At 55.7% G+C, this 19,128-nt stretch carries 15 protein-coding genes and 1 pseudogene; 1 reads left to right on the top strand and 15 read right to left on the bottom strand.

Going from position 1 to position 19,128, the window contains the following annotated elements; translation table 11 throughout:
- Nucleotides 1-400: 400 nt before the first annotated feature.
- From AC2FJC_RS12895 to dctP, 11 genes are all read right to left on the bottom strand, one after another.
- Nucleotides 401-964, bottom strand: a complete 564-nt coding sequence (locus AC2FJC_RS12895; RefSeq protein ID WP_142638799.1) for a sarcosine oxidase subunit gamma — start codon at nucleotides 962-964, stop codon at nucleotides 401-403.
- Nucleotides 957-3,914 (bottom strand): sarcosine oxidase subunit alpha family protein, encoded by a 2,958-nt coding sequence (locus AC2FJC_RS12890; RefSeq protein WP_496677010.1) that lies wholly within the window; start codon nucleotides 3,912-3,914, stop codon nucleotides 957-959. The genes AC2FJC_RS12895 and AC2FJC_RS12890 overlap by 8 nt, the downstream gene beginning before the upstream one ends.
- Nucleotides 3,911-4,198 (bottom strand): sarcosine oxidase subunit delta, encoded by a 288-nt coding sequence (locus AC2FJC_RS12885; protein ID WP_106607275.1) that lies wholly within the window; start codon nucleotides 4,196-4,198, stop codon nucleotides 3,911-3,913. Before AC2FJC_RS12885 ends, AC2FJC_RS12890 begins: the two co-directional genes overlap by 4 nt.
- Before the next feature lie 11 nt (nucleotides 4,199-4,209).
- Nucleotides 4,210-5,457, bottom strand: a complete 1,248-nt coding sequence (locus AC2FJC_RS12880) for a sarcosine oxidase subunit beta family protein (RefSeq protein ID WP_106607585.1) — start codon at nucleotides 5,455-5,457, stop codon at nucleotides 4,210-4,212.
- A gap of 320 nt (nucleotides 5,458-5,777) precedes the next feature.
- Complete coding sequence (locus AC2FJC_RS12875) at nucleotides 5,778-6,788, bottom strand: Ldh family oxidoreductase (protein WP_496739807.1); 1,011 nt, start codon at nucleotides 6,786-6,788, stop codon at nucleotides 5,778-5,780.
- A 120-nt stretch (nucleotides 6,789-6,908) separates the two neighbouring features.
- Complete coding sequence (locus tag AC2FJC_RS12870; RefSeq protein WP_496677003.1) at nucleotides 6,909-7,814, bottom strand: dihydrodipicolinate synthase family protein; 906 nt, start codon at nucleotides 7,812-7,814, stop codon at nucleotides 6,909-6,911.
- 5 nt (nucleotides 7,815-7,819) lie between these two features.
- Nucleotides 7,820-8,968 (bottom strand): mandelate racemase/muconate lactonizing enzyme family protein, encoded by a 1,149-nt coding sequence (locus AC2FJC_RS12865; RefSeq protein ID WP_496677000.1) that lies wholly within the window; start codon nucleotides 8,966-8,968, stop codon nucleotides 7,820-7,822.
- A 31-nt stretch (nucleotides 8,969-8,999) separates the two neighbouring features.
- Nucleotides 9,000-10,265 (bottom strand): FAD-dependent oxidoreductase, encoded by a 1,266-nt coding sequence (locus AC2FJC_RS12860; RefSeq protein ID WP_496676997.1) that lies wholly within the window; start codon nucleotides 10,263-10,265, stop codon nucleotides 9,000-9,002.
- A gap of 148 nt (nucleotides 10,266-10,413) precedes the next feature.
- A complete protein-coding gene (locus tag AC2FJC_RS12855) occupies nucleotides 10,414-11,706 on the bottom strand; it encodes a TRAP transporter large permease (protein WP_496676995.1) in 1,293 nt (430 codons plus the stop codon).
- Nucleotides 11,700-12,287, bottom strand: a complete 588-nt coding sequence (locus AC2FJC_RS12850) for a TRAP transporter small permease (protein WP_496676992.1) — start codon at nucleotides 12,285-12,287, stop codon at nucleotides 11,700-11,702. Before AC2FJC_RS12850 ends, AC2FJC_RS12855 begins: the two co-directional genes overlap by 7 nt.
- An 81-nt stretch (nucleotides 12,288-12,368) precedes the next feature.
- Nucleotides 12,369-13,370 carry a TRAP transporter substrate-binding protein DctP gene (gene dctP, locus AC2FJC_RS12845; RefSeq protein ID WP_496676989.1) on the bottom strand — a complete coding sequence of 334 codons (1,002 nt, stop codon included), beginning with the start codon at nucleotides 13,368-13,370 and terminating at the stop codon, nucleotides 12,369-12,371.
- 197 nt (nucleotides 13,371-13,567) lie between these two features.
- Between dctP and AC2FJC_RS12840 the strand changes: the two genes are divergently transcribed.
- Nucleotides 13,568-14,578 (top strand): LacI family DNA-binding transcriptional regulator, encoded by a 1,011-nt coding sequence (locus AC2FJC_RS12840; protein ID WP_106607283.1) that lies wholly within the window; start codon nucleotides 13,568-13,570, stop codon nucleotides 14,576-14,578.
- A gap of 219 nt (nucleotides 14,579-14,797) precedes the next feature.
- On the opposite strand, the pseudogene AC2FJC_RS12835 reads toward AC2FJC_RS12840, so the two are convergent.
- The 4 genes and pseudogenes from AC2FJC_RS12835 to AC2FJC_RS12820 form a co-directional block, all read right to left on the bottom strand.
- Nucleotides 14,798-15,711: pseudogene (locus tag AC2FJC_RS12835) on the bottom strand (dihydrodipicolinate synthase family protein).
- Nucleotides 15,712-15,729: 18 nt separating this feature from the next.
- Complete coding sequence (locus AC2FJC_RS12830; protein ID WP_496739806.1) at nucleotides 15,730-17,235, bottom strand: aldehyde dehydrogenase (NADP(+)); 1,506 nt, start codon at nucleotides 17,233-17,235, stop codon at nucleotides 15,730-15,732.
- Between the two features lie 12 nt (nucleotides 17,236-17,247).
- Nucleotides 17,248-18,396, bottom strand: a complete 1,149-nt coding sequence (locus AC2FJC_RS12825) for a fumarylacetoacetate hydrolase family protein (protein ID WP_106607286.1) — start codon at nucleotides 18,394-18,396, stop codon at nucleotides 17,248-17,250.
- Nucleotides 18,397-18,434: 38 nt separating this feature from the next.
- Nucleotides 18,435-19,100: an RraA family protein gene (locus AC2FJC_RS12820; RefSeq protein WP_106607287.1), complete on the bottom strand. Its 666-nt coding sequence runs from the start codon at nucleotides 19,098-19,100 to the stop codon at nucleotides 18,435-18,437.
- Between the last annotated feature and the right edge of the window lie 28 nt (nucleotides 19,101-19,128).

Below are 19,128 nucleotides of genomic sequence, written 5' to 3'. Positions count from 1 at the left end.
GCAGTGGCTTCACGACTCTCGTCGTTTTGGTTCTATGCTGCCGGCGCAGGCAAATGGGATAGCAGCCGTTCGTTCTCTTTTCGACGAAGGAGGAAGAAGAGCCCAACCTGTTCCTTGGATTTTCTCGCTGCTTGCACTCGCAGCGTCAGGAATGCCAAGTGAGCAACAAGTTCGGTGCCGCTATGCAGCGGAAGCAACGGTCATTCATACAGGCTGCAGCGAGAATCACACGTGGAATTCACAAGTCGCGGACGAAGCCGAAACTGGACAACTGCGTGGTTAACCCTAAGCTTTGGTACCTAGGGCCAAAAGATCAAGCAGTTGTCATGGGAAGTCTCCTGTACGTGGTTCCGCCGCGGTCGCAGTAGCGGCGGGTTAGTTCAGAAAGTAAGCCGATATTTCAAAGGGCCGAACGGGCGGCAGTCTCCAAAGCATGGTGCAGAGAGCGCGCGTAAGAGCGCGGGCCAAGAACCGCGTAGTGGCTGGCAGTTTCAAAGCAGATGATCACACAGCTAAGGTGCTCCAGCAGCGCGCGTGTGGCGCTCCCGGGCTCCATCGCAGCCAGATTGACGCCGCTCAAACGTTCAAACACACCCCGGCACGCACCCTCCAGATCAAAACGGCACCAGCCGTCTGTTTGCTCTGTTACCGAGGCTAGGCCCTCCACGGCATCCGCGAGTTGGTAGGACATAAGTTCATGCTCCGGGATTTCTGCGGAGATCAGCCACTGATCCTGCGCAAACCAGCTAGCCGCGTATGAGCCCGCTGCGGCGTGCTTCCCGACCGCAGGCAAAGCTAATCCCAGCATGGCCTCGGCCGCTTTCCGGCCTTCGTCTTCGCGCCCCCTACGCAATGCAAGCGAGGCAAGCGCCCGGTTCGGAACCTCAGTGATTGTCAGCCCATTGAATCGGTCGACACGCGGCGTTTCTCCCCAAAGCGGGGTGATGGATTGAAGATCAAGCACGCAGGCGCCCTCCTTCCGGGTCAAAGAAATGTGTGGGAATGACCTGAGCCTTTACATCGGTTCCCCGCACGGGATCGACTACGCGGATAATCTCGCCCATGCGCTGATCACCGCCTTTGAGAAAGGCCATTCCGATGGAGTGCCCCAGATGTGGCGAGATACAGGCTGATGTCACATGCCCCTGTTCGCTGTCGATATGAACAGGCGCAGTTTCATTCACCAACTGGGAACCGGCGGTTATCACTTCGCTTTGGTTCACGGGCTTCAGACCGACAAGGCGCAATCCATTGGGATCAGTCACCCCCTCCCGCTGGTCCATTGTGCTGCCGATGCTGTCTTTTTTGCGGGACACCATGCGCCCCATACCCAGCATCAGTGCGGTGGCCCTGCCGTCGAGTTCGCGACCCGTCGGGTGGCCTTTTTCAATGCGCATGATGTCGAGCGCTTCAAGACCATAGGGAGCTACTCCAAGATCTTGCCCCAACTCTAGCATTCGGCGCCACAGCGCATCTCCATAACGGGTGGGAACAGCCAATTCATAGGCCAGTTCACCCGAGAATGAGATCCGAAACAGACGTGCCCTCAGGCCGCCGCACAGCGTCACGGAACCGCAGGCCATGAACGGGAATGCCTCGTTTGAGATATCGAACTCAGAGTCCACAATCCGCTGCAGCAGCTCGCGCGATTTCGGTCCGGCAACAGCAAACTGCGCCCAGGCCTCGGTGGTTGAGATCAGCTGCACGTCCATGTCCGGCCACAGGCATTGACGGGCGAATTCCATGTTTCTCAGAACCGCCCCGGCATTGGCTGTAGTGGTCGTGATGACGAAGTGTTCTTCCGCCAACCGTGCAGCGGTGCCGTCATCGTAACAGGCGCCATCTTCGCGCAGCATGATGCCATAGCGCACCTTACCCACTGCCAGCTTGGCAAAACCATTGGCATAGACCCTGTTCAGGAATGACGCGGCATCCGCGCCCTGAACGTCGATTTTTCCCAGTGTGGTCACATCGCAGATGCCCACATTCTTGCGCACGTTACAGGCCTCTCGGTCAGCGGACTGGCGCCAATGGGTCTCGCCCGGCTGCGGAAACCAACGCGCCCGCATCCAGTCGCCAGCAGTGTCAAAGGGCGCATTGTGTTCCCTGGCCCATTTGTCAGTCGGGGTTTCGCGCGTCGGGTGGAAGTGTTTGCCCACCGTGCGCCCGCCGATTGTGCCCAGTGCAACCGGTGTATAGGGCGGCCGGAAAATCGTCGTTCCCGTTTCGGGGATCGATTTGCCGGTCAGCTCGGCCATTATTGCCAAAGCATTGACGTTAGCAGTTTTGCCCTGGTCAGTGGCCATGCCGAGAGTAGTGTAGCGTTTGAGATGCTCGACCGATCGGTAGTTCTCCTGATGTGCCAGCTTAACGTCCTTGACGGTCACGTCGTTCTGCTGGTCCAGCCAAGCCCGGCCCTTGCCATGGGGCACATGGTAAAGTGGCTGGAGGTTATAGGCGCCGTTATCGGCGCGCGGCAGCTTCAATGCGCTGGCGGCGATACCCAGGCTTTCCAGGGCAGCCACAGCTTCTTCCGCCCCGCTGCGCAATGCGTCTTCAGTCGAAAACAGGCCTTTGGCCGCACCCGCCACCGACATGCCAACTGGGATGTTCCGGCCGGGAACGAAAGCTGCAATACTCTCAATCCAGACAGGACGGCCGCCCTGGTGGCAGGTCAGGTGGACGTTGGGATTCCAGCCGCCAGACACGCCCAAGGCGCCACAGGCTAGCGTTTCCTCGTGGCCATCCGCTTGACGGACCCGGATGCTGCTCAGGCCATGCCGCCCCTTGGTGCCGATAACATGCGCGCCACTGATCAGCCGCACATCCGTCAGTGTCGGCGCATCCAGCCGGGCATCGACGATGGCTGTGACATCAACACCTTTTGCCATCAGGTCTACCGCAGTGCGATGGCCATCATCATTGTTGGTGAAGACCGCCACCTTCCGCGCGGGGGTTGCAGCCCAGCGGTTGGCATAGGCCCGCATCGATCCTGCCAGCATCACCCCCGGACGGTCGTTGTCCGGGAAAGCAATTGGACGCTCGGTTGCCCCGGCACAAAGGATCGCGCGCTTTGAATAAACCCGCCACAATGTCTGCCGCGGCTTCCCTGCCACAGGGGTTTGCAGATGGTCCTGCACCCTCTCAACCACACCGTAAACCCCGTGGTCAAAGGCCCCCATCGCCGTGCTTCGCGGCATCAGGCGCACATTGTCCATCGCGGTTAGCTCGGCCACAGTCTGCTCAACCCATTCGACCGCAGGCTTTCCGTCGACATCTTCCTGTTCGACGTTCAGGCGCCCGCCAAAACGGCTATCTTCATCCGCGAGGATGACGTTTGCGCTTGCACGGCCCGCGGTCAGTGCCGCCATCAGGCCAGCGGGCCCACCCCCAATCACCAGCAGATCGCAATGGAGGAAGCCCTTTTCATATTCATCCGGGTCATCTTCCCCAGACAGGCGACCAAGGCCTGCAGCTGAGCGGATGATGGGTTCATAGACTTTCTCCCAGAAAGCCGCCGGCCACATGAACGTCTTGTAATAGAAACCGGCGCTCAGAATATCCGAGAACAAATCGTTCAGGGCAAGCAGGTCGTAACGTAAGCTGCCCTTGTAATTCTGTGAGCAAGCAACCAGCCCTTCGTACAGCTCCGCTACTGTAGCGCGTGTGTTTGGTTCCTGCCGGGCTCCACTGCGCAATTCGACCAGCGCGTTTGGCTCCTCGGAGCCAGCGGTGAAAATACCACGCGGACGGTGATACTTGAACGATCGACCCAGGAAACGCACGCCATTGGCCATCAGGGCAGACGCCAGCGTGTCGCCCTCATACCCCAGATAGGCACGCCCATCGAAATTGAAGTTCAGTGGCTTTCCGCGGTTGATCAGGCCGCCATTCAAACGGTTGGATTGGGTCATTTGCTGCGCCCCTGCTTGCGGGCCACATCGCTGGCCAGTTCGACATTAGTGATTTCATGCGTCACCGTGTTGCGTGTTACGACTAGCCACGAGCGGTCGCCATGCTCGTGATACCAAAGCTCGCGGTGCTCCCCGGCTGGATCATCACGCAGGTAGACGTATTCGTAAAACTGATCCATCGCGTTCCCGGCCTGCCAGTCGGGACGGTCAATCAGGCAAGCATCGCCGAGATAGGTGAATTCCTGCCGGTCACGCGGCCCCAAAAGAGGGTGATTGATAATCATTTGACCGCTCCTTACTGCCGGTTCGGGTTCGGGCCTTGGCCCTTTTCATCAAGCAGGTAGCCGGTCCGGAACCGGTCAAGACGATAGGGCTTGGCAAGTTCATGCGGCTGTTCTGTGCTTAGAAGATGAGCAAAGCATTCGCCGGCTGCGGGTGTTGCTTTGAATCCGCCGTAGCACCAGCCGCCGTTCAAATAGAGACCCTTGATCGGCGTTTCGTCGATCACCGCATGGCCATCCATGGACATATCCTGCAAACCGCCCCATGCCCGCAAAAGACGAGCGCGCGACAGCATTGGGAACAAGGTCACAGCGGCTTCAATCACCGATTCAAAGACCGGCAGGTTGCCCCGCTGGGCGCAGGAATTGTACTGATCCAGGTCGCCTCCCATAACCAGGCCGCCTTTGTCCGACTGCGAAATATAGAAGTGACCTGCGCCATAATTGACTTGGCCGGGAATGATGGGCTTGAGCCCTTCAGACACGAAAGCCTGAAGAACATGGCTTTCGATTGGGGTACGAATGCCCGCCATGTCCATCACTCGGCTGGTATTTCCAGCTACCGAGACACCAACCTTCCTTGCGCCGATGAACCCGCGGGTTGTCTCAATCCCCAGGACCTTACCTTGCTCAATCCGGAACCCCATAACTTCGCAATTCTGAAGGATATCTACTCCGCGCCTGTCGGCCGACCGCGCATATCCCCAGACCACAGCGTCATGGCGGGCGGTGCCACCGCGCCGGTGAAGATAGGCACCCGTGATAGGGAAACGTCCGTCGAAATTCATCGAGGGGTACATCTTGCGCACCTGCTCAGGCCCCAAAATTTCGCCATCTGTGCCTTGCATCCGCATGATGTTGGTTTTGCGATAGTGGTCGTCCCTCTCTGAGTCGTTGTGGTGCACGAACAACAAGCCACGCTGTGAGTGCATGACATTGAAGTTCAACTCCCGCTCCATCTTTTCCCACAGGCCAACACTGTGATCGTAGAAGCGGGTATTTGGAGGCAAAGTGTAGTCACCACGCACAATTGTCGTGTTACGCCCGGCATTGCCGGACCCAATCCAGCCTTTTTCGACCACTGCGATGCTTTTCTCACCATATTTCGTCGCTAGGTAATGTGCAGTCGCCAACCCGTGGCCTCCGCCGCCAATGACAATGATGTCGTAATTGGGTTTGGGTTCCGGATTGCGCCAAGCAGGCTTCCAACCTTTTTGGCCATTCAAGGCCTCTCTAATGACTCTTAGCCCTGAGTACCTCATGGCATTCTTTTCCTTTATGGCATGGGTGCCCATTTGGCACCCAGTTCGTGGAACCGGCCAGTTTCAACGCTGATGTGGGCAATGCCGAATCCCATGTTCTGGAACGCTTAATGCTCATAAGTTAATCGATTAACTTCCAATTCGTCAATCACCTTCAACGCCAATAGGAGTCGCAGTTCAAGTATCGCTTACAGTGCTGGGCGTTCGCCCGGGTGGGCGGACGCGTGCCCGATACTTGCGTATCGGGCGGGTAAACGCGATCAAATGCGACACCCTCCAAAAGACAACTCAGGCAACCAAATGGCGATCTTGTGCCTGATTCACGAATCGGGACGACTACAAAGCTCTTGAATGGTGGCGACAAGTTTCGCATCTATGGCACGGTTGGTTGTATCATTGCGGTTGTTGTGGCGCCTTGCGCCCGGCAGACGAGATCCCGGAATTGCCTCGTATTTTTCGAAAAACTCTTCGCAATGGCCCTCCCAACCTTCACCGGCCAGTAGTGATGGCGAAAATGCCAGGAAAAACTCTCCCCCACGGGGAGGGCCACCATCACCGTTGTCGGCATCTTGCGCTTCATAGCTAAACCGTTCACCGGTCGCACCAGCCGCCAAGAGTTCAACCATCGTTGCAATAGCAGAACCCTTGTGCCCTCCGAAGGGAAGCAAAACGCCTTTCAAGATTGCTGCCGGATCGGTGGTTTCATTGCCATTTTCATCCAATCCGGTTCCAAGGGGGACCGAATGGCCATCTCTTGCGGCAATTGCTACATCGCCGCCGGCCATTGCGGAAGTTGCCATGTCGAATACAAATGGTGGTTTGTTTTTCCGTGGCCAGGCAAAAGCGAGCGGATTGGTACCAAATAAAGGCTTGTTTGAACCATGTGGTGCGACATTTGGCATATAACTTACACAAGCCATCCCTGCCAAATTTTGTTCGGCCAATGCCTCAACTTCTGGCCAAAGGGCGGCAAAATGATGCGTGTGGGTAAGAGTCATTGCTGCGATACCGAACTCACTCGCTGCTTTCGCCAGCGCTGGAATACCTCGCTCGATTGCCAAGGGGGCATACCCATCGTCGCCATTCGCGTTAACAATTACAGGTGATTTGTTGGAAATCTGCGGATCGGCGGCGCCGTTGACCTTCCCACTACGTAGGGATGCCACATATCCGGGCACCCTGAACAAGCCGTGGGAATGAGACCCGTCTCGCTCAGCAGCAACAACCGTCCGGGTCAGGGCCCCGGCGTTTTGAGGGTCGCATCCATTTTGGGTGAATGCTTCTAGTGCGAGATCATGTATCTCACTTAGCGATAGGTTTACGACGGTCATTAGAAAAGCCTCCTCAGCCGGGCACGGAACGAAATCGAAATGTGTAGCGCAGTATTTTTCATGACTTTCTTCTTTTGGTGTTTGGGCCATTGTTCATGGCTGGTGATGTTGCGGAATATCTCAATTCAACGGTCCCAAGTGTTTCGAGAACCGGTGGATGCATGCTGCGCCGAAATCAGTCGCTGGCAATGAGGGTTCTCGACTGCCGCCAAGCTCAATTCCCAAACGCGCTGCGGCCAGCATCTTTCCATAGGTCAGGAAATGTGGAATTCCCTGCATGATAAAGCAGAGAACCGGCAATAGATCGGCATATAGCTTATCGGCCCGCTCTTCGGTCCCAGCAGTGAATTCAGCGAAAATTTCGCTGGTCTTATCTACCGTATCAATCGCCGGGATCAGCCCACTGGCACCCGCGCGCAGGTTGTCAGGTAATTCCAGTCCGCAGCGGCCATTGAAAAGCATCACGCTATCCCCGAGCTCTGACGCAACAGACTCAAGATCGACGGCGTTGCATTCCAGTTTCGCGATGGTGAAATTTTTGTGGTCATTCGCAAGCGCGATCAAGCTCTGGTTGCTTAGTCCGAAGCCAAGGAACTCCGGCGCATTCTGGACCCCAATCGGGCAATCGACCGCCGAGATAATCTCGGAGAAGAAGCCCGCCAGCTTTGCATCGTCCATTTTCTGCGAGGGAGGCTGGAGCATCAGCGCCGACGCACCGCTTTGAATTGCTCGCTTCGAAAACTCAATCTGCTCGGTGATCGTATCGCCATAGACGGTCGCTAAGAGCGGCTTGCGTCCATCAATGCGCTTCGCGACGACTTCAAGGACCTCGACGCGCTCATCGAATGAGAGCTTCGAGACCTCCGTACCCAACCCCAGAATCGCAACTCCGGCAGCCTGGGTGCCCAAAGCCGCATCCACCTGACGCCGAAACGGATCCTGGCGCAATACACCGCGATCGTCAAAGAACGCATAGAGCATTGGATAAATGCCGGGCGATACGACCGCAGGTGAATTGTCTTGCAATGCTATCATGTTACCTCCAAACCATTCTTCTTGTCGTAGGCTTCTGCGGCCCGACCAACGGCGTCCTCGTTCAGGGTAAATCCAAGGCCAGGGGCGGACATGACCGGAATTTTCCCGGCATTTGGCGTCAGATCCGGGCTTTCGACGATGTCCTCTTGCAGGAGCTGCCACATGATCTGATTGCCATCATCCAAATTCGGAACACCCGACGCAGCTTGTATCGAGGCGCAGGTGGTAATTCCGGTCTCCCAAACACCGTGAATACACACGTTGATGTCGAATACCTGAGCTATCGCAGCGACGCGGCGGAACCCAAGAATACCTCCAGTTTCGTGCAGACCCACAGTCAGCAGGCTTGCCGCACCGCTGGAGCACATCGAGTGAGCCTCCTCTAGTGTGTACACGGACTGGTCGGCGGCAATTGGGACTGAGCAGGATTGTTTCAATGCCTTCAATGCCGGAACGCCGGCAATCGCCGACACCGGCTGTTCAACCATCTCGAGATCATACTTGGCGAGCTTATTGATCATCACCTGGGCCTCCATCAAGTCCCAGGCCTCATTCGGGTCGATCCGAAGTCGCTTGTTGCCAATTGCCTTTCTGACAGCTTCGACATTGGCCATATCTTTATCGTTGGTGTATCCGGCCTTGAGGTAAATCACTTCAAAGCCGTCCGACGCCAACTGACCGGCATGTGCTGCAACCTCTTCCGTACTGTCTCCCTGGACAAACCCCATGAAACTCACCGTGTCATGGATCTTCCCACCCAACAGGGCATGAACCGGCAGATCCAACGATTTGCCAAGTGCATCCCAAAGGGCCAATTCAACACCTGCAAACGCAAAATTGCCTATTCTTGGATGAGATTGGCTGGCATAGTGATGTCCAAAATTTTGCGTAAAGAGCTGTTTCATCAAATCGGTGATCTGAGTGATGGGCTGCCCTATCAGGACCGTTTTAGCGGTTAGTAAGAGCGCATGGATCGCCTCTGGGGACGTCATCGTCGGGGCGGTTTCGCCGTAGCCGACGACGCCCGCATCCGTTTCGACCTCAATCAGGATTGTTGTTTGACCAAGATTCTTGCCCATGGCCCAGACATAGGGCGTCTTGAACTTGGAAAAGAGCCGTGTGAGGCGAATATCTTTTATTTTCATGACCTTGTCTTCCATTAGGTTTATCTTCTGTCTAGTGTGATCGAGTTACTGCATAGCTGGATGCGTCCAAGGCTGTTGGCTTGCCCATGATGAGGTCAGCAAGCAACTCTGCCGACCCGGTGGCGAGGGTCCAACCCAGATGGCCGTGCCCGGTATTGACCCAAAGCCCCTTGCTGGATGCTTCGCCGATATAGGGCAAACCGTCAGCACTCATCGGGCGGAATCCAGTCCACGGCTCGCGCTTGCAGCCGTCAAGCGTCTGCGCAAGGTTGGGGTAAACGGATTTGGTCAGGCGATCGAGTTGCCGGATTATTTTGGGGCTTAGAGTGTCGTCATGCCCGGCGAACTCGGCAATTCCAACAGCGCGCAATTTGCCATTTATTGGAACAATCCCGACATGCATCCCTTCGTCGATAACGGGATACGAAGGCAGGTCGTTGACGCCGGTTGTATCGTATGTGACCGAGTACCCTTTCACGGGGCGCACCAAGATTGATCTTGCGTCGTTTGCAGCCAATTTTCTTGTATTGGCCCCAAGGGCCAGAATGGTATTCTTCGCCCGAATATCTCCGATTGTTGTACGCGCGCCGATGACCTTTTCGCCTGACATCAGCAGTTCATTGGCTTGGCAACTAACATGTATTATCTGACCGGAAGCGACGAGGTCATCGCGGAGGATTTGACAGAATTTTCGCGATTCCGCCACCACATCAGCGGAAAAACGAATTCCGCCTGCCAGCTGCGGGGCCAGCGCTTGAAGGTGCGGCTCAGCCTCAACAGTTTGATCAGGCGTTAGTGCCTCCCAATCTAGCCCAACCTCACTGAGGTGACGATTGGATCTGATCTGGGCTTCCAGACCTGGTTGGTCGCGGTAGATTTTGATGGTGCCACATTTTTTGGGTTCGAATTGGTCTGCGTATCCTTTGTAGTATTCCTCAAAGACATCCATGGAAAAGAGCGCCAGTTCGAGCAATCGGCGCGTATGGAGTTCGTGCAGATGCGGCTTTGAGTTCTTGAGAAATTGCAGGCCCCATTTGAACAGGGACGGGATAGCTTTCGGCTTGATCCGCACTGCGGAATTTTGTGTCACGATTGACCTCAAAAGCGTGGACAATATCCCTGGCGAATTCCATGGCATAGTTTGTGAAGGCACCAGCATCGCACCGTTTGCAAAGTTGGCACCAAGACCGACATCCTCGTTGGCCTCCACCAGCACGACCGAGCAGCCGCGTTTGGCCAATCGGTGGGCCGTTGTGATGCCAATCAGCCCACCGCCGATTATGAGCGCGTCCGCCATCACGACTTGTCCGTGATATGAGCGTGGGCAGCGAAATCAAAATTGGCTTTCGGAGCCAGAATTTCAGCCACGACAACCGTCGCCCGGTTTGAAGGAACAGAGTTTTGCATACCAACTTCTTTCTATTCTGGCTGGTGTTTTCGTGTTGCTAGGAGCCGAAGAACATGTTCGGCAACCAAAGAGCGATCCCAGGGATAAATGTGGTGATCAGCAAAGTTGGCAGCCAAGCAAACACGATGAAAATCAGTGTCGGCCAGATCAGTTGTCGGACCGGCACGTCTGTCACTTGCGATCCGAGATACAGAAGCGGTGCCGTTGGCGGCGTGATGTTGCCCATGCCAAGATTAACACCAAGAACTGCGGCAAAGTGGATTGGATCCATTCCAGCTCCAACAGCGATGGGTAGCAGAAGCGATGCGCTCAGGATGATTCCGCTGATATCGTCCATCAGCATACCAATCAGAAGCATGACCAGATTGAGCATCAGGAAAATCATTATTGGGTTATCTGAAATGGAATAGATCAGATCCTCGGCGAGACCGGGAATATCTTCGAAAATCAGGAAGCGGCTGGCGATTAAGACTGTGAAGATCATGACCATGACCACGCCGATCGTGATCGCCGAGTGTTTCATACTTTCATAGAAGGTTTTGAGTGTCAGGCCGCGGTAGACGAAGAAGCCCACCGGAATGGCATAAATTACGGCGACGCCAGCGGCTTCGGTGGGCGTCATGATGCCACCATAAATGCCGCCCAGAATGATCAGTGGCATCAGGATCGCCGGTGTTGCGATGGCTGTTTTACCAGCAAGTGCACGGAAGAAACGGTCCGGAACTTCGGTAACCTGAATTTCGGTATCCTTCCGAAGGATCACGAAATTCACGATGATCAACAGGGTCGTAAGGATCAGCCCTGGTACGACCGTTGCGAGGAAACATTCAAGAACGTTCAACTGACCGACCCAGGCATAGAGCAACTGCGCGCCGCTTGGCGGGATCAATAGGCCTAAGGGGCTTGCACAGATCACCAATGCGCCGGAAATGCCTGCGGGATACCGTGCCTTGCGCAGATGCGGCATGATGATCGAACCGATGCAAGTCAATGTGGCCGCACCACTGCCCGAGATTGCGCCGAACATCGCACTGGCCACGACCGAGGCAGCACTTAGCCCGCCGCGGAGATGGCCGAACATGAGCTCGGCAATCTCAACGATCGGTTTTGCAATTTTGCCCCGCTGCATAATATCGCCAGCCATGATGAAAAGAGGAATGGCCAGCAGGATAACTGAATTCATCTTCCAGTGGCCCGTCGCGAAGAACCCAGAGACATCGTACCCTCCGGTATAGGCCAGAAGGATCAGCACACCGCCAAAGGCCAATGGAACCGAGACGCCGATTGCCAGCAGAACGCAGATAAGGATTATGGCGATGAGGATTACCATGTCACAACCTCCTCCTCATCGGGCTCTGCCCGTCGCGCATTCTCCATGGCCTCGGCATATCGATCGGGGCCCACGCGCAGCATCAGGAAGATCGACAAGGCGCTGTAGAACGCCATGAACACGAACCCCACGAAAATTCCAAAGCGTGGAACAATAAACGGAATCTTCAGGGCGATGGTGGTTTTCCATCCAGGATATGCCGCGATCTCATCCGCAATCATCAGCCAGGCCCAGTAAACAAGTACCAGCGTTATCGACAACTCGATGATCTGGATCACGAGCTTGCGAAGCCACAGCAGTGTTGAATTTTCGGTGACTGTATCAAGAAGATCAGCATTGATCTGCTTGTCGTAGTAAGTGCCAAGCGCACTGCCCAAGAAGAAGATCCAGAAGCAGATCGGCATGAGCCATTCTTCGTAGGCAAAAAGATCGCGTTCCAGAACATAGCGAAACAGCACAACGAAAAAGAATGTGATCGGCAGTATCGGTAGAGCGACGCTCACCAGGACCGACTTGATCCAAACCATCAGCCGAACGAACCGGCTCAGACCGGGTGGCAATGCATCTTCAAATAGTACCATCGAAAGTTCACTCCCCGTTAAGAGGGGGATGCCAGACAATCACGGCATCCCCAATTAATGAGCAACCAAAGAAAATCTTGGTTACTTGGCGGTCAGCTCGTCGATAAGGTCCTGCCCAACCACGTCCGCCAGTTCCGGCCAGACGTTTTCCTGGATGTGGGCAACCATCGCAGCGCGCTCTTCAGGGCTGTACTCAAGAATTTCCCAGCCAGCTTCCTTCAGCTTTTCGACGAAGCCTTGATTGCGGTCCCAGGATGTGTTGATCGCAACGTTGGCGGCTCTCTCGGCGGCAGCCCGGATAACGTCGCGCTGTTCCTGGTTCAACTTCTCCCAGGACTTGCCACTGGCATAGAATGATGACGCTTCGATAGCCGTGTTCACGGGAATAAAGTATTTCCCCACGCCGGCGGCCGCGAAGGTCGAATAGGCCCATTCCGGCGTACAGCAGATCGCTCCGTCGATGACGCCAGATTGAAGCGCTGGCAGAACCTCCGCCCAGTTCATCGTTGTCGTCCGATACCCGAGGCTTTCGGTGGTCTTTTTGGCGACCTCTGAACTCCAGACGCGGATGTTCACGCCCTTATCACCGAAACCGGCATAATCGGTAGGTTTTTCGTTCGCGACAATACCGACCAACCCTTCGCCGGTATTGGCAAGATAGACCAGCCCCAGGTCGTCCATGATCCCGGCCAGGATCTGGTTAAACTTGGAGTCCGGGTTGCCGTAGACCGCTTTCAATTCGTCAAAAGTCGTCACCAACCCTGGCAGGTTCATGACTTCCAGCCGAGGATCGGCCTGAGCGTAGATGAACGCTTGTACAAGGTCGATATTGCCGCGAATGGCATCCTCGATCAGTTCTTCGCCGGATCCCAACTGTGAGGCCGGGAAATAGGAGATTTTCACGCCTACGTCTGCGTCTTCAATCTCTTTGATCATGTTTTCGACAATCTCATGGCCGAAGTGGTTGACTGGATAGGTCCCGGCCAATTTCAGCCTGACCGTGTCGGCGAGGGCTGTTGTTGCAAGTAGGCCTGACAACGCCAGACCCGAGATTATGCCGAATGCATATTTTCCGAGTTTCATAGTTTTCCTCCCGTTGAAACTGCGCTTGCGCTCCGGAATGCGTAAACTGCTTTCCGTCGGTGCCGCTTCAAGTTAATCGATTAACTTTTACAAATCAAATTAAATCGATTAACTCTGACTTCTCATGGGCAACTTGCCCGAAAGAACGTTGGAAATTACTACCCTAGGCAACCATAACCATAGGAAAAATAATAAGAATGCAGAAGCCGACCCTTAGTCAAATCGCAAAACAGTTAGGACTTTCCACTGCAACTGTTTCTTTGGCGATGAAGGAAAACAGCCGAATCTCGGACCAGACGCGCGCCAGGGTCAAAGAAGCGCTGCGCGAATCTGGCTATGTCTATCAGCGTTCCGCGGCAGGATTGAGGAAGTCAAAGACCGACACGGTGGGTATCGTGCTTAACAACGTGTCCGACCCGTCCTTCAGCGAGATTCTGGGAGCGATTGAAGGTGAACTTGCCAAAGTAGGAAAAACGGTCTTCCTGTGCAATACGGATGAAAAAGTGGAGAGACAATCCGAATTCATCAGGAAAATGTCTGAGTACAATGCAGATGGCATCGTCCTGGTTCCTGCGATTGGAACTCAGGCGACCGACCTGGAAGAGATGAAGAAATTCAGCCCCCCAATAGTGTGTGTCTCGCGAGAGATCAGTGGCTATCCCATCGATTCAGTCGTGGCTGATGAGACACTTGCGGGTTACACGGCGGCAAAACATCTGCTTAACCTTGGTCACAGACGCATTGCCGCTGTTGGCGGCACAGTCAATATTTCCCCATTTAACCGTCGCATGAAAGGCATCAGGCAAGCATTTGACGAAGCGGGTCAAGAGTTCGATCGTGCGCTTGTTTTCGAATGCCGCCCTGTTCGTGCTCAGGGATACGAAGCAGCGGCGAGAATTCTGGATGTCGAAGATCCGCCGACTGCTGCCATCGGATATAATGCTATCGTCACCCTTGGACTGAAAGCCGGTTTGCAGAGGTTGGGAAAAAAAATCGGAGAAGATTTCTCGTTGATCGCGAACGAGGGGATCGATGAGTTGCAACACACCAATCCGCCGCTGAGTACGACAAGCATTGATCTGCAAGAGATGGGGAGAGTTGTCATTCAACATCTGCTAAGCCGTATCTCGGATCCGACAGCGCCAACTAAACTCACTCTCGTCCCGACAGAATTGATCCTGACTGATAGCGTTAGCTCACATCGTTAAAGTATGTCGCGTTCTATCGTATTGATTTCGACCAAGTGCAGTATACGGTCTCGTTGGGTTGAGAAGAATGTGGGAGCGGCCTATGTCGCGAACGTGAAAATCACCGGCTCCTCCCGCAAGGCACCAATCCAAGAACTGTTCTCATCATGCCATAGTTGGCCGAGCGGGGCAGTTGCGGCCTATGTTTTTGGTTCAACGATGCAACCGCCCAGTCTTACTTCACTTGCCCCAGGACAGGACGAGCGGATCAATCGGCCGAAGAATATCCAAGAGCCCCGCAAGGGTCTCAGGATGCAACGGTGCAATCGGGTGGCGGCAGCAGTCGGAATTGATCACCCCCCCTCCATCATCGCGGCCTTTGAGGCGCGCCAAAGGCACTGGCGGTTTTCGAAGTTGATCACCGGCAGCACCTGACGGTAGACTTCGGATGCACCTTCGCGGTTGCCTTCGGCGTGCAAAGCCAGAATGGGCTTGATCTTATCGGGAATTGTGGCAGAGGTCATGGTGCCAGTAGCTCCGGCATCCAAGTCGGCCATCAATGTGATACCTTCTTCACCGTCGAAGGGGCCTTGAATCGCGTCACCGCCTGCAGCAATAAGCTCGCGCAGCTTACCGGTTGCCGGAATGCACTCGATCTTAAAGAGCTTCACCATCTCGATTTCGCGGGCCATCCTGACCAGAAGCGGCACAGTCAGATCATTGCCGGCCATCGGCGCATCCTGCACCATGATCGGGATGCCCACCTCGCCGACCGCTTCAAACTGCTGAAAAATTTGCTCCGGCGTCCCCCGCAGCGTTGTCCCGTGATAGGGGGGCATCAGCATCACCATGCTGGCGCCAAGCGATTTCGCGAGACGCGCGCGCTCCACCGCAATCTGGGTTGCGAAGTGGCTGACAGTCACGATCACCGGCACCCGGTGCGCCACATGTTCCAGCGACAATCGAGTCAGCACTTCGCGCTCTTCATCAGACAGCACAAACTGCTCGGAGTAATTCGCAAGGATGCAGATGCCATCGACGCCCGCATCGATCATGAAGTCGAGCACGCGCTTCATACCCTCAAGGTCGAGTGTTCCATCGTCATGAAAAGGGGTCGGGGCAACCGGCCAGATGCCTTTGTACATTTTAGCCATAATATTATCCTTGGACGTTCATTTCAGATCTTGAGGCAGCAGTGCCTCTGGCATGTTTTGGAAGCATACAGGCCGAAGGAAACGTCGGATCGACAGAGTACCCACCGAGGTCGCACCAAAATTTGTCGAGGCCGGATAGGGGCCGCCATGGACCATCGTGTCAGATACTTCGACGCCGGTCGGAAAGCCGTTGACCAAAACTCGCCCCGCCTTGCGCTCAAGGATTGGCATCAAGGCCTGCGCCTGGGCGGTGTCGTCTTCACTCATATGGACGGTGCAGGTCAGCTGCCCTTTAAGTCCCTTCGCAACAGCAGTCATTTCGGCCGCATCTTCTGCTTCGACAACCAGGCCCAGCGGACCGAAGACTTCCTCGGCCAACGCATCATTTGCCAACCACTCACGCGCAGTGACGCGGAAAAGGTACGGCGTTGCATTGCGCAGGACGCAGGTGGTGGTGAGGATTCCCTGCACGCTGGAATTGGCGCGGATCCGGTCGCGCCCATCGCGATAGGCTGCGGCGATCCCGTCAGTCAGCATTGTCTGCGCGCCAACCTGCTCCAATGCCTTGGTAGCTGCCGCAACAAAACGTTCGGCATCTGCGCCCGACTGCACGACGGCAATCCCTGGATTGGTGCAGAACTGGCCGGCTCCCATAGTCAAGGAGCCGGACCAGCCCTCGCCCATTGCCTCAGCACGGGAGGAGAGAGATCGTGGCAGCAGGAACATCGGATTGACTGAGCCAAGTTCGCCAAAGAACGGGATAGGCTCTTCGCGGGATGCGCACAGATCGAACAGGGCCCGCCCGCCACCCAGCGAACCGGTAAAGCCAACCGCCCTAACCAATGGATGCTGAACCAGCGCAGCTCCTACGTTCCGCTTGCCTCCTTGGATCAGGTTGAACACGCCAGGGTGCAGATCCATCGCCTTCACGGCCTTGTCGATGGCTTGAGCCACCAGCTCCCCCGTTCCCGGGTGCGCTGAGTGGCCTTTGACCACTACAGGGCAGCCTGCGGCCAATGCTGCTGCGGTGTCACCCCCTGCGGTCGAGAAGGCCAGTGGAAAATTCGAAGCACCAAAGACCGCAACCGGGCCAATGGGCCGCTGAACCATATACAGCTCAGGCCGCGGCAGCGGCTGCCGGTCAGGCAAGGCGCTGTCATGGCGACGGTCCAGATAATCGCCTTTCAGGATATGCTCTGCGAACAAGCGCAGCTGGCCGACAGTCCGACCGCGCTCACCGGTCAAGCGAGCCTCGGGCAAACCTGTCTCCTGGCTTCCGATCTCAGTGATATCATCTCCAAGGGCGTCAATTTCATCCGCAATCCGGTGCAGGAACGCCGCACGTTTTTCCACGCCAGAGTAGCCATAGGACCAGAAAGCCTCTTCAGCCGCCTCACAGGCACGTCCGACAAGATCCACCGTTCCGACAGCAAAGTTATGGGCGGAGCCGTGAGCAGGCTGTGATGAAAAAGTGCTGGCGCTGCCTAGCCATTCGCCGGCAATCAGATGTTTTCCGTTTAGCATGAGTGTCTCCGTTCAGAGCAGGCCACGGCGGGCCAAATTGCGCATCAGATGCGAGGCTGCGAAGTCCCAGGGCGGGCATTCGGTAGAAAGGCGCACGGTATTGACCAAAGCACCCAGATCAGAGTTTGAAATGGTCACGACGTCGCCCATTTTGTGCGTGAAACCACCCCCGGGGTGATCACGGTCCTGGGTTGGAGCGAAAAGGGTTCCCATCATCAGCATGAAACCATCGGGATACTGGTGGTGCGCACCATAAGCCTGCCCAACCAGGTCAAGCGGGTCGCGGCTGATCTCGGCCATTGTGCTGTGACCGTCCATCACAAAGCCATCCTCCCCGGTAACCCGCAAATCAAGTTCCGCTTTACGCACATCCGCGATCGAATAGGTTCCATCAAAGAGGCGAATGGCAGGTCCTACCGAGCTGGCAGCATTGTTGTCTTTTGCCTTTCCAAGCAGCAGCGCCGAGCGGCCTTCGACATCGCGAAGGTTCACGTCGTTGCCGAGCGTGGCACCCTTGACCTCACCCCGGCTGTTTATCGCCAGAACCACCTCCGGTTCCGGGTTATTCCAGCGCGACATTGGATGCAGGCCGACGCTTGCACCCCAGCCAACCGAAGACAGCGCTTGAGCCTTGGAGAAAACTTCTGCATCCGGGCCAATTCCGACTTCAAGGTATTGCGACCAGGCTTCCTCGGCGAGAAGCGCGTTCTTCAATTGAATTGCTTGGTCTGACCCGGGAACAATCCCGGTCAGGCTATCGCCTAAAATAGTCTCGCAGCGCCCGCGGATCACCTTGGCCTTGGTAGGATCACCGAGTGCCTGCTCTTCAATCACCCGCTCCAACATTGAGGATACAAAGGTCACGCCACATGCTTTAACTGGCTGCAGATCGCAGGGCGCCAGAAAATAGGGTAATTTAGGATCAGGCCGTTCGACGGAACTCTCCTCGAGCTCGCCCAGCGTGCAAACTGCTTCGCCTGAGGCAGACTTGATCCAGCCCGCCGGATCGTCCTGCTCAAGCAGGTCGCGTACTGTTGCCACTTCACGCGAGGTCACATCGACAATGCATCCGTCGCGCAAGTGGCAAACCGAAGGCCCTGAAACCGCTGGATTCCAGACCCGCAAAACAAAACAGCCCTGGTCAGGCAAACCGATATGCATATTCGTATCTCCAAGTGCTGTTACGCCAGTTTGACCGCTCAGAAGCGCCCGTAGGTCAGGTAGGCTTCTTTCGGATCCGTCCCGCTACGGATAGCCGAGCGGACCTTGTTCTCGGTGTTCATCACTTCCTCGACCTCAACCACGATCTCTTCTGCGATTTCACCTGGGATAAGGATGGCCCCATCAATGTCGGCAATCAGAAAATCCCCGGGCTTAACGACAACGTCACCGATCTGCACAGGGACTTCCATTTTGTCGACCGACCATGCGCCCACCACATCGCGGGCGGTGTAGAAGCGATGGAAAACGGGGAAACCGATGTTACGAATGAAATTGCTGTCCCGACACCCGCCATTGGTCACATATCCGCGCACACCGCGCATCTGGAGCGTCTCGGCAGACAGTTCCCCCATCATCGCGATGTCGTCAGTGTGGCCATTGCAAACTACGACATGGCCAGACGGCGCTGTTGAAAGGAAACCCGTCCAAGCCAGCAGAGCATCATCAGCACTAATCCCAGGTTTTGGTGTTCCTGAAATTGTGAAAACGGGACCAGCAAGAACATGAGTATCGTCAATCGGCCGGATGTCTTTGGGCAGAACAGTATTGTCTATCCCTCTCTCGCGCAGGGCGTCATAAACTGCACCGCTGTAGCATTTTGCAAGGCGTTCGGTGAGAGCGGCTTTTTTGTCATTATCTGTCATGGGTTTTCCTCCAAGTGACTTAATTTAC

The organism is Ruegeria sp. CDSB117, from assembly GCF_059611005.1.
The sequence above is the reverse complement of the archived record's forward strand: the minus strand, read 5'-3'. Positions and strand labels throughout refer to the sequence as shown.